This is a genomic window from Cupriavidus phytohabitans (assembly GCF_017815025.1).
GTDB lineage: Bacteria > Pseudomonadota > Gammaproteobacteria > Burkholderiales > Burkholderiaceae > Cupriavidus.
On record NZ_JAGIQB010000004.1, the window covers coordinates 104,420 to 118,109 of the forward strand.

At 69.4% G+C, this 13,690-nt stretch carries 12 protein-coding genes; 2 read left to right on the forward strand and 10 right to left on the reverse strand.

Translation table 11 applies throughout. From position 1 onward, the window contains the following. Nucleotides 1-10: 10 nt before the first annotated feature. A complete protein-coding gene (locus tag J8I34_RS04030) occupies nt 11-373 on the reverse strand; it encodes a DUF6152 family protein (protein ID WP_035878477.1) in 363 nt (120 codons plus the stop codon). 94 nt (nt 374-467) lie between these two features. Then, nucleotides 468-1,793 carry a tetratricopeptide repeat protein gene (locus J8I34_RS04035; protein WP_209771535.1) on the reverse strand — a complete coding sequence of 442 codons (1,326 nt, stop codon included), beginning with the start codon at nt 1,791-1,793 and terminating at the stop codon, nt 468-470. A 229-nt stretch (nt 1,794-2,022) separates the two neighbouring features. Between J8I34_RS04035 and J8I34_RS04040 the strand changes: the two genes are divergently transcribed. Next, nucleotides 2,023-2,472, forward strand: coding sequence for an FKBP-type peptidyl-prolyl cis-trans isomerase (locus tag J8I34_RS04040; RefSeq protein WP_029049393.1), 450 nt, complete (start codon nt 2,023-2,025; stop codon nt 2,470-2,472). 19 nt (nt 2,473-2,491) lie between these two features. On the opposite strand, the gene J8I34_RS04045 is transcribed toward J8I34_RS04040, so the two are convergent. Together J8I34_RS04045 and hpnN are read right to left on the reverse strand one after the other, a co-directional pair. After that, entirely contained in the window at nt 2,492-3,322 is an 831-nt protein-coding gene (locus J8I34_RS04045) for an MlaA family lipoprotein (protein WP_029049392.1), read from the reverse strand. Between the two features lie 32 nt (nt 3,323-3,354). Continuing rightward, nucleotides 3,355-5,997, reverse strand: a complete 2,643-nt coding sequence (gene hpnN / locus J8I34_RS04050; protein ID WP_209771542.1) for a hopanoid transporter HpnN — start codon at nt 5,995-5,997, stop codon at nt 3,355-3,357. Nucleotides 5,998-6,173: 176 nt separating this feature from the next. Here hpnN and J8I34_RS04055 point away from each other — a divergent pair, with 176 nt between their 5' ends. Next, a complete protein-coding gene (locus J8I34_RS04055) occupies nt 6,174-6,827 on the forward strand; it encodes an MlaC/ttg2D family ABC transporter substrate-binding protein (RefSeq protein WP_209771545.1) in 654 nt (217 codons plus the stop codon). Here J8I34_RS04055 and J8I34_RS04060 read toward each other — a convergent pair. Genes J8I34_RS04060 through ispH form a run of 6 tightly spaced genes read right to left on the reverse strand, consistent with a single transcriptional unit; the run spans nt 6,824 to nt 13,570 of the window. Continuing rightward, nucleotides 6,824-7,828, reverse strand: a complete 1,005-nt coding sequence (locus J8I34_RS04060) for a lysylphosphatidylglycerol synthase domain-containing protein (RefSeq protein WP_209805386.1) — start codon at nt 7,826-7,828, stop codon at nt 6,824-6,826. The two genes, J8I34_RS04055 and J8I34_RS04060, sit on opposite strands and share 4 nt — an antisense overlap. Before the next feature lie 8 nt (nt 7,829-7,836). Continuing rightward, on the reverse strand, nt 7,837-8,640 hold the full coding sequence (hpnK, locus tag J8I34_RS04065) for a hopanoid biosynthesis-associated protein HpnK (protein ID WP_209771747.1): 804 nt from the start codon (nt 8,638-8,640) through the stop codon (nt 7,837-7,839). Nucleotides 8,641-8,687: 47 nt separating this feature from the next. Continuing rightward, nucleotides 8,688-10,112 carry a hopanoid biosynthesis associated radical SAM protein HpnJ gene (gene hpnJ / locus J8I34_RS04070; RefSeq protein ID WP_209771551.1) on the reverse strand — a complete coding sequence of 475 codons (1,425 nt, stop codon included), beginning with the start codon at nt 10,110-10,112 and terminating at the stop codon, nt 8,688-8,690. Further along, nucleotides 10,109-11,326 carry a bacteriohopanetetrol glucosamine biosynthesis glycosyltransferase HpnI gene (hpnI, locus tag J8I34_RS04075; RefSeq protein ID WP_209771554.1) on the reverse strand — a complete coding sequence of 406 codons (1,218 nt, stop codon included), beginning with the start codon at nt 11,324-11,326 and terminating at the stop codon, nt 10,109-10,111. Before hpnI ends, hpnJ begins: the two co-directional genes overlap by 4 nt. 15 nt (nt 11,327-11,341) lie before the next feature. After that, a complete protein-coding gene (hpnH, locus tag J8I34_RS04080) occupies nt 11,342-12,523 on the reverse strand; it encodes an adenosyl-hopene transferase HpnH (protein ID WP_029049387.1) in 1,182 nt (393 codons plus the stop codon). Between the two features lie 21 nt (nt 12,524-12,544). Beyond that, complete coding sequence (gene ispH / locus J8I34_RS04085) at nt 12,545-13,570, reverse strand: 4-hydroxy-3-methylbut-2-enyl diphosphate reductase (protein WP_209805387.1); 1,026 nt, start codon at nt 13,568-13,570, stop codon at nt 12,545-12,547. Between the last annotated feature and the right edge of the window lie 120 nt (nt 13,571-13,690).

The window sequence follows — 13,690 nt, forward strand, 5'->3', positions numbered from 1 at the left end:
GCGTGGCGGCTCAGCGCAGTTCGACGGTCTTGCCGTCCACGGTGATGCGCTCGGCGCGCAGCTCGTCGGCCTTTTCCTTGCTGGCATAGCCGACCAGCGTCACCTCGCGGCCCACGGCGACCTTGTCGGCGGTGGCGCCGCGCGCTTCCATGCGCGACACCGGCGCGAGGATGGCCAGCCAGCGCTTGCCGCCCGCATCGATGCGGATGTGCGCGTGCGGGTTCTCGTAGTGGCTCTCGACGATCTTGCCGGTCAGCGTCAGGGGCTTGGTCTCGTCGTAGGTCGACCAGCCGTGGTGGGCCAGGGCCGGTACAGCGGCCAGCGCCAGCGTGGCGCTGGCGGCGAGGATCAGCGAGCGGAAGCGGTTCGGCATGGGGCGGACTCCGGTCAGTTGCTGCGCAGGGTGCTGGGTCAGGTGCTGGGTCAGGTGCAGTATAGGCGGCGCTGGACCGCCTCGCAGGCCCGCGTCACGGCCGGCAGCTGTCCGCGCGCTGCACCAGCCGGTGCAGGCTCGGGCTCATGGGCTTGAGCGCGGCACGCTCGGCCGTCAGCGCGATGGCCAGGCTGCGGCGGCCGGCGCGCAGCGCCGACTCGAGCAGCGTCAGGCCGATCACGTCGCGCTGCGCATGGCTGCCGCCGAAGCGATGGGCGATCAGCCGCACCGGCAGCAGCAGGTCGATCGCGCCGGCGTAGTCGCCCTCTTCGAACGCGATCAGCGCATCGGCCACCGGCAGGCCCACGTCGCGCGCCATCATGGCGTTGGTGCCGTTGCCCAGTGCGGCGCGCTCGAGTGCGGCGCGCAACTGGTCGACGGCCGCAGGCCGGTGCGCGCCCAGGCTCGCCATCACCGCGTGGACGTCGTTGAAGGCGTAGTAGCCGGCCGCGCCGCGGCCCAGCCAGTCGTCCGCCACCGGCTGCCAGCGCGTGCCCACGTCGACGCCGCGCAGGTGCAGCCGCCACAGCAGCGCGGACGCGTCCACCAGGTCCAGCGCGATCGCCGGCGCCGGGCGGCTGATCTCGGCGTCGTACAGCGCCAGCACGTCGTCGGTGTTGCCGGCTTCGAGCTGGAACAATGCCAGGTGCCACCAGTTGTGCACGGCCAGCATGTTGTCCTCGGACCAGTCCTCGCGGCGCGTGTTCAGCCAGGCGATGCCGTCGTCCAGCCGGCCCTGCATCTCCATCACGTGCGCCACCGCGTGCACGGCCCACGGGTCGCGCGGGTTCAGTTCCAGCGCGCGCCGGCCGCTTTCCTCGGCGCGGCCATAGAGCTGGGTTTCCTCCAGCCCGAACGCATGCATGCCGAGCAGGTAGCCGTAGCCCGGCATGCGGTCGTCCCAGTGCGGCAGCACCTGCGCGATGCGGTCGCGCAGCATCGACGTCTGGCCCAGCAGGAAGTCGCCCAGGTGCGCCACCTGGATCGCCAGCAGGTCACGTGGGTAGTCGACCACGATCTCGCCATAGAGCCGCAGCGAGCGCTCGAACTCGCCGTCCAGCCACGCGCGCGCCGCGGCCAGGTGGCGCCGCTCGCGCTCGTTCAGCCCGGCGAGCGCCTCGCCGGCTTCCACGCTGTCGCGCAGCATGGGCTCGGCCGTGCCGTCGCCGGCGGTCAGCATCAGGCCGGCGCGCAAGGCATGGCCCATGGCGAAGCCGGGATCGGCGTCTAGCGCGGTGTCGATAACGCCGAGCGGGTCGCCGTAGAAGCCATTCAGCAGTCGCAGTGCCGTTTCGTACAGCGCGACCGAGTGCGCGTTTTGGGTGGAGACCGCGAGATCCCTTGAGTCCGTCAATGCCATGGCATCCTCCGTGCGGCCCGGCCGCGCCGGGACTGTCAGAATCATCGTAGACCGCAAAACGGTGCATGCAACGGGACCCGTGTCGCAATCCGGCACATACGCCGCATACGTCGCATGGCGCAGGCCGCCTGTGCGCCATCGGGCGCTGGCGGGCAAGCGGGATGCCGGCCTAAGTTACACTGCCGTACCCCATTCATCTCCACGCCACGACAACACGATGGCCTTTCCCATGAAAACTCTCGCGCTTCTTGTCGGCTCCCTGACCCTTGCCTGCGCCGCTGCTTCTGCCATGGCGGTGGGGCCGGCGGCTTCCGCGCCCGCTGCCCCCGCCGCTCCCGCGGCGCCGCAGACGCTGCCTTCGGGCATGACCATCCAGCACCTGGTCAAGGGCACCGGCGCTTCGCCCAAGGCCACCGACTCGGTGCAGGTCCACTACCGCGGCACGCTCGCCGACGGCACCGAGTTCGACAGCTCGTTCAAGCGCGGCCAGCCGATCTCGTTCCCGCTTAACCGCGTGATCCCGTGCTGGACCGAAGGCGTGCAGGCGATGCAGGTGGGCGGCAAGGCCAAGCTGACCTGCCCGGCCTCGACGGCCTACGGCGCGCGCGGCGTGCCGGGCACGATCCCGCCGAACGCGACGCTGACGTTCGAGGTGGTGCTGCTGGGTATCGGCAGCTGATCCGGGCGCAGGCGCCGCGTCAGCGCGGCGCCACCGGCTGCGTCGGCGCCGGCGCAGCGGCTGGCGCGGCCGGCTTGCTTTCCTTGTTGTCGCCCTTGTCCTTGCCGTCCGCGTTGTCCGCGTCGTCCTCGTCGCCATAGTCGGGCAGCGCCGTGCCTTCCCCCAGCAGGTAGCGCCTGCGCTGCAGGTACGCGTCGCGCACGAACGCATACTTGTCCAGCGCCGCCAGCGCCAGCAGGTCGGTCGCGCCCAGCAGGTTGGTGCGCACGTCGACCACGTTGGCGGCAAACAGCGAATTCCGTACCGCCGGTTCGGCATAGGTAATGGGATCGAACTGGAAATTCACATACAGGCCAACGCCGTCGCGGAACGAACTCGGGCCGAACAGCGGCAGCACCAGGTACGGCCCCGACGGCACGCCCCATGTGCCCAGCGTCAGCCCGAAATCCTGCGAACGCTTTTCCAGGCCGGCCGGCGTGGCGATATCGATCAGCCCGCCCAGCCCGAGCACGGAATTGACCGCGACCCGCATAAAGCTCTCCGCTGCCGCCACGCCCTTGCCCTGCAGCAGGTTGTTGGCAAAGTTGCCCACGTCGGCAAGATTCGAGAAGAAGTTGCTGACGGCGGTGCGCACCGGCTCCGGCGTGACCGCCTTGTAGCCCTGCGCGACCGGCTTGGCCACGTACTGGTCGAGCTTGTCGTTGACCGTGAACACGGCGCGGTTCATCGGTTCGAGCGGATCGTCCGGGTTGGCCTGCGGGCCGGTGGCGCAGCCGGCGAGCAGGGCCGCGGCAGCGGCAGTGGTGGCAAGGGAAATGGCAGGCGAGCGCGGGCGGGTGCGGAAAGGCATCGTACAAAAAGGGCGCGGCAAGTCGTGAACGCTCAGGGGGCGGGCGCGGCGGGTTTGTCTTGGCCGGGACGCGTCTCTTCGCGCGGGCGGCCCATCAGGATCGGCTGGAAGAACACCGCGCCCACCAGCGTGCACAACAGCGCCAGCGCCAGCAGCTTGCCCATGCTGGCGGTGCCCGGATGGTGCGACAGCCACAGGCTGCCGAAGGCGGTGGCGGTGGTGGCGGCGCTGTACAGCACGGCATGCGTCAGGCTCGATTGCAGCAGCTTGGTCTTGCCGTGCCGCCAGGCGATCACGTAGTAGATCTTGAAGGCCACGCCGATGCCCAGCAGCAGCGGCAGCGCGATCACGTTGGCGAAGTTCAGCGCAATGCCGGACACCACGCATAGCTCCAGCGTGACCACGGCCGACACCAGCAGCGGCACCAGGGTGCGCAGCACGTCGCCGAAGCGGCGCAGCGTGATCCACAGCAGCAGCGTGATCGACAGCACCGCCCAGGCGCCGGCCTGCGCGAACGCCGTCATGATGGTGTCGGCCGAGCCGCGCACGGCGATGGGGCCGCCGGTGGCGGCAGGCTCCACGCGCTGCACCGCGGCGATAAAGCGGTCCAGCGAGGCCTCGCGCTGCGCGCTGCCTGCCGGCGCCAGCTTCGGGCTGACGCTGACCAGTGCGCGGCCATCGGACGTGACCCAGTCGCCCACCAGCGCCGGCGGCAGTGTTTCGCGGGTGACCGGCCGCGGGCTGAGCGCGAGCTTCAGCCGGGCCAGCGCCAGCTGCAGCGGCAGCGCGATGGCGCGCTCGGCGCGGTCGCGCGTGGCGGCGTTGGCTCCGGCGAGTTTCTTCAGCGTAGCCGACAGGTGCGCGGCTTCGGCCGCGCCGGGGCCGGGATGCTCGTCGGCGGCGATGGCGAGCTGGCGCGCCGCGTTGCGCAACGCATTGACGCGGGCGGTGTCGTTCGCGGGCGTGGCGGTGGGCTGCGCGAGCGCCGGCATCAGCGCGGCCGACGCCTGCGCAATCGCCTGCAGCTTGGGCTGCTGGTCGTCGGGGATAAAGCTCTGCAGCGTGACCGCGCGCGCCACCTCCGGCAAGGCCGCGAGCCGGGCGGCGCTGTCGCGCGCCGCCTGCAGCGACGGCGCCAGCATGCTGACGTCCTCGGTGCCGGCCTGCGGCGCGTCCTTCAGCGCCAGCAGCGTCGCCATCGATTCCGATTGCGGGTCTTTCAGGTGCAGCGGGTCGAAATCGAAACGCAGGTTCGGCAGCAGCGGTGCGCCGGCGAGGATGGCCAGCAGCGTCACCAGCAGCACCGGCTTGCGGTAGCGCTCGAAGAACAGGTCCGCCGGCGCCAGCCAGGCAAAGCCGGGCGCCTCGGCTTCGCCACCGGGCCGCAGCACGCTGATCAGCGCCGGCAGCAGCGTGAAGGTGGTGGCGAACGCGACCATCATGCCGACGCCGGCGATCAGGCCCAGCTCGGCCACGCCGCGGTAGTCGGTCGGCAGGAAGCAGAAGAACGCCGCCGCGGTCGCGGCCGCAGCCAGCGCCAGCGGCGCGCCGACCGCGTGCGCGGCCATCCCCAGCGCCTCGACCGCATGGTCGCGGTCATGGCGCTCGGCACGGTAGCGCACGCCGAACTGGATGCCGAAGTCCACGCCGAGGCCGACGAACAGCACCGCGAACGCCACCGAGATCATGTTCAGCGCGCCCACCATGGCCAGCCCCAGCGCCGCGGTGATCAGCAGCCCGGCGAACAGGCTTGCCAGCACGGCCACGATCAGCCGCGCCGAACGCAGCGCCAGCCACAGGATCAGCACCACCACCAGCACGGTCAGCACACCGTTGAGCACGGCGCCGTCGCTGACCGAGGCAAATTCATCGTCGGCCAGCGCCTGCGGACCGGTCAGCCGCACCGTTGCCCGGTAGCGCTGCGCCAGCTGCAGGTCGGCGGCCGCCTGCCGGATCGCGCGCGAGGCTGCGGCACCGGCCTGCAAGTCGCTGTAGTCGAGCACCGGGCTGACGGCGACGTAGCTGTAGGCATGGCCGTCCGGGCCGGGCTTGAGGCTGTCGTCGACCAGTCCGGCCCACGACAGCGCCGCGGGCTTACCGGCCAGCACCTCGTCCAGTGCCTGCGCGCTGCTGCCGAGCAGCTTCGCCATGTCGCCAAGCTTGACCTGACCCATCTGCAACGGCAGCGCCAGCATGGTGGTGAGGGTATCCGAGAGGCCACGCAGCGTGGGGTCGTGCGCCAGCGCGCCGACCAGCGGTCGCGCCTGCACGAGTTGCTGCGACAACTGGCGGACTTCGTCGGGACTGGCGAACAGCAGCCCGTTGCGCGCGAAGAACGCCCCGCCGCCAGGCTGGCTGACCGCGGTGAAGCGCGCCGGCTGGCGGCGCAGCGCCTCAGCCAGCGCATCGGCGGCGGCATCGGCCAGTTCCGCCGCGGGCGCCTGGACCACCGCCAGGATCAGCTGGTTGCGTTGCGGGAAGGCATTGGCGATGGCGGCATCGCGTTGCGCCCACGGCGCGTCTGATTCAAGCAGGCGGCTGATGTCCGTATTGATCGCAAAGTTGCGCGCCACGTAGACGCCGCTGGCCGCGGTCAGCACTGCCGCCAGCATGATGATCCGCCAGGGCCAGGCCGTGGCGAGCCGGACGATGCGTGTCAGCAGCGAAGTCAGCATGGGCGGATCCGGAAGGAGCACGAACCGCGAGTATATCGGCTGGCGGCGTGGCGCATGCGGCATGCGGGGCGGAGTTGGGGCGGGACCGTTCCGCTATACTGGCCGCGCACTTGCCGAGCGCGCGTGAAAGCCATGCGCCACAGGCGCGGCTCCACTGTCCTTCCTGCACGAGATCCATGAAGAGTTACGCTTTGCTTCCCCTGGTGCCGCTTGCACCGCTTGCGGCGGTGGTCATGGTTGCGACGGCGCATGCCCAGGCGGTCCAGCCCGCAGACCTGCGCGCGAGCCCGGAGCGGCTGGTGCAGGCCGCAGTCGAGGGCGTGATCGGCACCATCCAGTCCAATCCCGATACGCGTGCCGGCGATCTCGGCAAGATCACCGCGGTCGTGCAGAAGCAGTTCCTGCCCTATGCCGACTTCCGGCGCACCACGCGGCTGGCGGTCGGCAGCGCGTGGCGCAGCGCGACGCCGGAGCAGCAGAAGCAGCTCTACGAGCAGTTCGAGACGCTGCTGGTGCGCAGCTACGCGGTATCGCTGGCGCAGCTGCGCGAGCAGAGCGTCAGGTTCCGCTACCAGCCGGTCAAGGCCGGCAGTGGCGCCACCGACGTGGTGGTGCAGACGCGCGTGATCAACAACGCCGACGAGATGCAGATCGACTACCGGCTGCAGCGCACCGCCGCCGGCTGGCGCATCTATGACATCAACATGATGGGCGCGTGGCTGATCGAGGTCTATCGCAAGCAGTTCGCCGATATCGTTGCCCGCGGCGGCGTGGACGGGCTGGTGAATTACCTGACCACGCACAACGCCCGGCAAAACGCGGCCAGCTAGGCGTTCTCCGCCTCGCGCGCGCGGCCGCGGCGCCAGCGCCGCAGCTCCACCCACTGCCAGGACAGCAGCGCCGGCACGCCGAACAGCACCTCGCGCGCGCGCTTGACCAGCGCCAGCGCCAGCGAGACCTGCGCATCCATCCCCAGCGCCTGCCCAAGCAGCATCACCACCGCTTCCTGCACGCCGAGCCCCGCCGGCACGAAGAACGCCACATTGCGCGCGGCCTGCGTCAGCGCCTCGATCGCCAGCGCATGCCAGAAGGGCACCGGGTGGCCAAGCAGCATCAGCGCGAACCACACTTCCAGCGTGCCGGTGACCAAGCCCGCGAGTTGCCACAATACGGCGCTCACCAGTTCGTTGCGGCGGCGGTTGAGTGCGCGGATATGGGCATCCAGCCGCGCGCCGTCGATCATGGTCACCACGCGGTTGTCCTCGCCGAACAGGCGGCGTGCCGCGCCTTCCAGCTTTTCAAAGACCGCGCTGTAGCGCAGCGACAGCGCGAACAGGACCGGCACCGGCAGCGACAGCAGCAGGCCGGCCAGGATGACCCAGGCCTGCCCGCCGTCCTGCAGCGCCGCGACCAGCACCAGCACGCCCAGCGCCGAGAACAGGTACTGCGCGAACAGCGTGGTCATCACCTCGACCACCACGCTGGCGGCGACCGCGGTGGTATCGCGGATGCGCAGCCGCGTCAGGCGGATGCCGACCAGTTCGCCGCCGACGCTGACCGTCGGCAACAAGCGGTTCACGGCCTCGCGCACGGTGGCGATCCACCACAGGAAGCCCAGGCCAGCGTTCTCGTCGGGATCGGCCGAAGTCAGCAGCACGCGCCAGCCCTGCGCATCGAGCAGCAGCGGCAGCGCATGCAGCGGCACCAGCGCCAGCAGCAGCCAGCCGCCCTGGGCCACAATGGCGGCGATGTCGCCGATCCCCTGGCGCACCACCAGCACGGTCAGGGCCAGCAGGCCCAGCAGGCCGGTGAGGATGGCGATGCGCTTCATGTCGGGGATCAGGCCGGCAGCACGTCGGCAAAGCCGCCGCGCCGCGTGGCGGCACGCTGCAGCGCGGCGCGCACGCGCGGAGACAGCAGCGCGGCCAGTTCGTCGGCGTGGCGGTAGCCGCGCATCGACGGGGCGATGGCCTCGCCCGACACCACCGCCGGATGCAGGTAGATTTCGCCCACGCCGGCCGGCAGCCGCGCCAGCGCATCGAGCAGCGCCGCTTCATCCATCTGCCCGCTGCGCGCGATGCCGACCACGTAGTCGTTGTGGGCGATACCGGCGCGGGCCAGGCGCCGGCGCAGCAATGCCAGCCACGGCCGCAGCAGCAGCGGCGCGCGGGCTTCGCGCGGCAGGCGCATGGCGCGCAGGCCGTAGTCGCGGCCGATCGACAGGATCAGCGCGAGCACGGTCGGGTGCAGGTGGAAATGCTTGTGCGTGTTGACATGGTCCAGCGGCAGCCCGGTGGCGGCGAAGGCGTCGAACTGCGCGCGGATCTCGGCTGCCAGCTGGCGCCGCACGTGCGGCAGGAAGAAGAAGCGGCAGCCGTCCAGCGCCATGGCCGAGCCGAAGCGCCCCCGCGCATCGACCAGCGCCGGGATCTGCGCGCGCGGCAGCGTGGCGGGACCGTCGGCCAGCACCACGTGCAGGCCGACGCGCAGCGACGGCAGCCGGCGTGCGCGCGCGACCGCATCGGCCACGGCCGGCGCACCCACCATCAGGCTGGCGGCATTGAGCACGCCGTCGCGGTGGGCCAGTTCGACTGCCTCGTTGACGGCAGGATGCAGGCCGAAGTCGTCGGCGGTGACGATCAGCGCGCGCTGCGATGCATCGGGGCCCTGTAGCGCGTCGGGTGCCAGGATCAGGCCTCGTGCGAGCGCAGGAAGCGGAAGAACTCCACGCCTTCGCGCAGGCGCCGCTTCATCATGTCCCAGCTTCCCAGCATTTCCCGCACGATTTCCCAGATCTTGCCGGGGCGGAAGTAGAAGCGCCTGTAGAAGGTCTCGACGCCGTGGTAGATCTCCTCCTTTGACAGGTGGGGGTAGCTGATCGCGGCCAGCTGCACGCCCTGGTCGTTGACCAGGTTGATGACCTTGTTCTCTTCCAGCCAGCCGTTGTCGACCGCCTGCCGGTACAGCGTGGTGCCGGGGTAGGGCGCGGCCAGCGACACCTGGATGGTGTGCGGATTGATTTCCTTGGCGTATTCGATGGTCTTCTCGATGGTCTCGCGCGTCTCCCCGGGCAGGCCCAGGATAAACGTGCCGTGGATCTGGATGCCGAGCTTGCGGCAGTCCTCGGTGAAGCGGCGCGCGATGTCCGTGCGCAGGCCCTTCTTGATGTTCAGCAGGATCTGGTCGTCGCCCGACTCATAGCCCACGAGCAGGAGGCGCAGGCCGTTCTCCTTCATGATCTTCAGCGTGCTGTACGGCACGTTGGCCTTGGCATTGCACGACCAGGTTACGCCCAGCCTGCCCAGCCCGCGCGCGATCTCTTCCACGCGCGGCTTGAAGTCGGTGAAGGTGTCGTCGTCGAACATGATCTCCTTCACCTCGGGCATGTTCTCCTTGATCCATTTCACCTCCGCGATCACGCTTTCGGCCGAGCGCGTGCGGTAGCGGTGCCCGCCGACGGTCTGCGGCCACAGGCAGAAGGTGCAGCGCGAGCGGCAGCCGCGGCCGGTGTAGATCGACACATATGGGTGCTTCAGGTAGCCGATGAAGTAGTTTTCGATCTTCAGGTCGCGCTGGTAGACCGGCGCCACGAACGGCAGCTCGTCCATGTTCTCGATCATCGGGCGCTGGCCGTTGTGTTCGAGTGAGCCGTCCGGCAGCCGGTAGGACAGCCCCGGTATGTCCTTGAGTGGCTTGCCGGCTGCGACATCCTGGCAGGTGTAGTCGAATTCCTCGCGGCAGACGAAGTCGATCGCGTCGCTGGCGCCGAGCGTGCCGCCGGGATCGACCGCGGGTTTGGCGCCGACCATGCCGATCATCACGCCGGGCTTGCGCTGCTTCAGCTCCTCGGCAAATTTGGCGTCGGTGGGGAAGGAGGGCGTGCTGGTGTGGATGATGACCAGCTCGTACTCGGCGGCGATATCGAGCGTCTGCTGCACCGTCAGCTCGTCGGCGGGCGCGTCGAGCACGCGGCTGCCGGGCACCAGTGCGGCGGGTTGCGCGAGCCAGGTGGGGTACCAGAACGACTTGATCTCGCGCTTGGCCTGGTAGCGCGAACCGGCGCCGCCGTCGAAGCCGTCGAAGGACGGGGCCTGGAGGAACAGGGTTTTTTTCATAGCGGCCTCTTGGTGTGGATGCCGGTGAAAGGTGGGGTGTCAGGGGAGGGGCTCGTGGACGCGCCTGCCCTCTCCTCCGCCCCCCTCCCGCACGCGGGAGAGGGGTTGGGGGAGAGGGCCGGCGCTCGGCCGGAGTGCTGCATGTCGCGTACGGAAAGCACCTGCTCGCGCCACTGCACACGCTTGCCGGCCAGCGCCATTGCCCAGCCTGCCAGCAGCAACGCATCCCGCAACGGCGCACGCAGCGCAGCGGCACAATTGCCTGCCAGCACGCTGCGGCCCATCACACCAGCGACCGCCACCGCAACCACCCACGGCAGCGGCGCCAGCCAAAGCCCCAGCGCCAGCATCGGCCAGGTAAAGGTAATAAACGCAAAGCCAAAGCCCAACGGATTCAGCGACCGGATCGTCCGCAGCCAGCGCAGTTCATGCCGCCACAGTTCGGCAAGGCGGTCTTCGGTGACATCGGTACTCACCACCACATCCGACAACACCGTCCGCAACCCCAGCCGCCGCGTCAGTTCGCCCAGCCAGAAATCGTCCGCCAGCCGGTCTGCCAATGCCTCGAAGCCTCCGATTGCAACCAGCGTCTCGCGCCGCAGCGCAATGGTCGCCCCGAAGGCAAAGCGGCGCGACCCGCCCGCATGCGCGATCCGCACCGACGGCGCGAACCACTCATCGATAAACTGCGCGCCCAGCCGCGACCAGAAGCCGCCCCTGGCCCGGCCGCGATAGAGGCAGGTGACCACGCCGACGCCGGCATCGGCCAGTGGCGCTGTCACGCGCGCCAGGTAGTCTGGCGGCACGGCGATATCGCTGTCGGCGACCACCAGCCAGTCATGCTTGGCCAGCGCAAACAGGTTGACCAGGTTGCTGACCTTGAGGTTGCTGCCATAAATGCGCGCATCCACGACCAGCGCGATATCGCAATCGGGGAAATCGCGTTGCAGCCGCGCTACCACGTCGATCGCGGGATCGTCTGCGGCGCGCACGCCGAATACCAGCTGGAATTGGTCGTGCCGTTGCCGGCACAGCGTGGCGAGGTTGCGGTAGAGCCGCGGTTCCGCGCCGCATAGCGGCTTGAGCACGCTGACCGGCACCGCTACGCTGCTCGCGCCGGCAGGCAGTGCCCGGCGCGACACCCACGCCGCGGCCAGCGCATAGCCGGCCGACACGCAGGTGAGCGCAGCGCCGGTCAGGATAGCCGCGAGCATGGCCAGGCCCCGTGATCAGTGCGTGGCGGCGCCGTTGGCGTTGGCCGCCGGCCGGGGCGGATGGACCTGATTGGCGGACGGCTTCGCGCGCTGGATTTCCTCCAGCTTGATCTCGACGTGGCGCGAGAACACGTATTCCGCCGGCCGTTGCCGGTCCAGCGCAATGTCCGGCGCCATCGGCCCGCTGGTGCGCACGCCACGCAGGCTCACTCCCAGCGCCTTGAGCGGGTGGGCGAAGGTATCCGCCACCGCGGTGGCCTCGTAGCCGCTGTGAACCATGCAGTCGGCGCACTTCTCGTAGTTGCCGGTGCCGTAGGCGTCCCAGTCGGTCTCGTCCATCAGCTCGCGGAAGGTTTTGGCATAGCCCTCGCCGACCAGGTAGCACGGCCGCTGCCAGCCGAACACCGTGCGCGCCGGGTTGCCCCACGGCGTGCAGTGGTAGGTCTGGTTGCCGGCCAGGAAGTCCAGGAACAGCGTCGACTGGCTGAAGGCCCAGTTCTTGCCTGCGCGGCCGCGGCCGAGGATGTCGCGGAACAGCTGCCGGGTCTTGCCGCGGTTCAGGAAATGCTGCTGGTCGGGCGCGCGCTCATAGGCATAGCCCGGCGACACGGTGATGCCGTCCACGCCCAGCGCCTTGACCGAGTCGAAGAACCTGGCCACGCGCTCGGGCTCGGCATCGTTGAACAGCGTGCAGTTGATGTTGACGCGGAAGCCGCGTTCCTTGGCCTGCCGGATCGCCGCCACGGCGCGGTCGTAGACCCCTTCCTGGCACACCGAGCGGTCGTGCATCTCGCGGTCGCCGTCCAGGTGCACCGACCAGATGAAATACGGGCTGGGCCGGTACTGGTCCAGCTTCTTCTCCATCAGCAGCGCGTTGGTGCACAGGTAGACGAAGCGGCGCCGGGCGACGATGCCCTGCACGATCTCCGGCATGTCCTTGTGCAGCAGCGGTTCGCCACCGGCGATCGAGACCACCGGCGCGCCGCATTCGTCGACCGCATCGAGGCATTCCTGCACCGACAGGCGCTGGTTCAGGATGGGATCGGGATAGTCGATCTTGCCGCAGCCCGAGCAGGCCAGGTTGCAGCGGAACAGCGGCTCCAGCATCAGCGCGAGCGGGTAGCGTTTCTGCCGCGACAGGTGCTTGCCGACGATGTAGGCGCCCACGCGGGCGACCTGCAGGAACGGAATGGCCAAGGCAGCTTCCTCTTGTTAGGTTCAGCCGGCGATATTCTCGTTGGTGCCGGCAGCGGCAGGCGCGGTGTCGGTCTCGGTGCGGGCGGCGGCCTTGCCAGCCTTGCGCGGCGCCGCGGATGGCCTGACGTCGGCCAGTTCGGCGGGCAGGCGGAATTCGGCATGCTCCTCGCGCCCGGCCATGGTGGTGACCTCGACGGGGCCCAGCTTGCGCAGCGCGGCGATCACGTCCTCGACCATTTCCTCGGGAGCCGAGGCGCCCGCTGTGATGCCGACCACGTTGGCATCGCGCACCCAGGCCGGATCCAGCTCGCCGCCGTCGGCGATCAGGTAGCTGGGCACGCCGCTTTCGGTGCCGATCTCGCGCAGGCGGTTGGAGTTGGAGCTGTTGGTCGCGCCGATCACCAGGATGACGTCGGCCAGCTTGCACAGGTCGCGCACGGCGCTCTGGCGGTTTTGCGTCGCGTAGCAGATGTCGCGTGTATCGGGGCCGACCAGGTTGCTGAAGCGGCGGGCCAGCGCGGCGATGATATTGCGGGTGTCATCGACGCTCAGCGTGGTCTGCGTGACGTAGGCGACCGGCGTTTCGGGCGGCAGGTCGAGCAGCCCGACCTCGGCTTCGTTTTGCACCAGGATCACCTTGCCCGGGATCTGGCCCATGGTGCCTTCCACCTCGGGATGGCCAGCATGGCCGATCAGGATCACGGTGCGGCCGCTGGCAGCGTACTGGCGGCCCTGGGTGTGGACCTTGATCACCAGCGGGCAGGTGGCGTCGATAGCATGCAGCTGGCGCTGGCTGGCATCGGCGACCACCGCACGGGAAACGCCGTGCGCACTGAAGATGGTCACGGCGCCGGCCGGAACTTCATCGAGTTCTTCGACAAAACGCGCGCCTTTTTCCTTCAATCCCTCTACTACGTGCTTGTTGTGCACAATCTCATGCCGCACGAACACCGGCGCGCCGTGCTTGGCGATGGCGCGGTCGACGATCTCGATCGCGCGCACCACGCCGGCACAGAAGCCGCGGGGCTGAGCCAGAATCACCTGCATAGAGTAGACCCCCTGACCCTTTGCAACGGGTTTCAGCAATTGGGATGGCGGGATTAGCGATCCGCGAGCCGGCGCCGCACCGGAGATTCATCAGGATCACATTTCCGTCGCACGGTGGTT

Bases quoted from the DNA above. Each gene is read 5' to 3' on its own strand.
- J8I34_RS04030 (WP_035878477.1), bottom strand. From the start codon at position 373: ATGCCGAACCGCTTCCGCTCGCTGATCCTCGCCGCCAGCGCCACGCTG.
- J8I34_RS04035 (WP_209771535.1), bottom strand. From the start codon at position 1,793: ATGGCATTGACGGACTCAAGGGATCTCGCGGTCTCCACCCAAAACGCG.
- J8I34_RS04040 (WP_029049393.1), top strand. From the start codon at position 2,023: ATGAAAACTCTCGCGCTTCTTGTCGGCTCCCTGACCCTTGCCTGCGCC.
- J8I34_RS04045 (WP_029049392.1), bottom strand. From the start codon at position 3,322: ATGCCTTTCCGCACCCGCCCGCGCTCGCCTGCCATTTCCCTTGCCACC.
- hpnN (WP_209771542.1), bottom strand. From the start codon at position 5,997: ATGCTGACTTCGCTGCTGACACGCATCGTCCGGCTCGCCACGGCCTGG.
- J8I34_RS04055 (WP_209771545.1), top strand. From the start codon at position 6,174: ATGAAGAGTTACGCTTTGCTTCCCCTGGTGCCGCTTGCACCGCTTGCG.
- J8I34_RS04060 (WP_209805386.1), bottom strand. From the start codon at position 7,828: ATGAAGCGCATCGCCATCCTCACCGGCCTGCTGGGCCTGCTGGCCCTG.
- hpnJ (WP_209771551.1), bottom strand. From the start codon at position 10,112: ATGAAAAAAACCCTGTTCCTCCAGGCCCCGTCCTTCGACGGCTTCGAC.
- hpnI (WP_209771554.1), bottom strand. From the start codon at position 11,326: ATGCTCGCGGCTATCCTGACCGGCGCTGCGCTCACCTGCGTGTCGGCC.
- ispH (WP_209805387.1), bottom strand. From the start codon at position 13,570: ATGCAGGTGATTCTGGCTCAGCCCCGCGGCTTCTGTGCCGGCGTGGTG.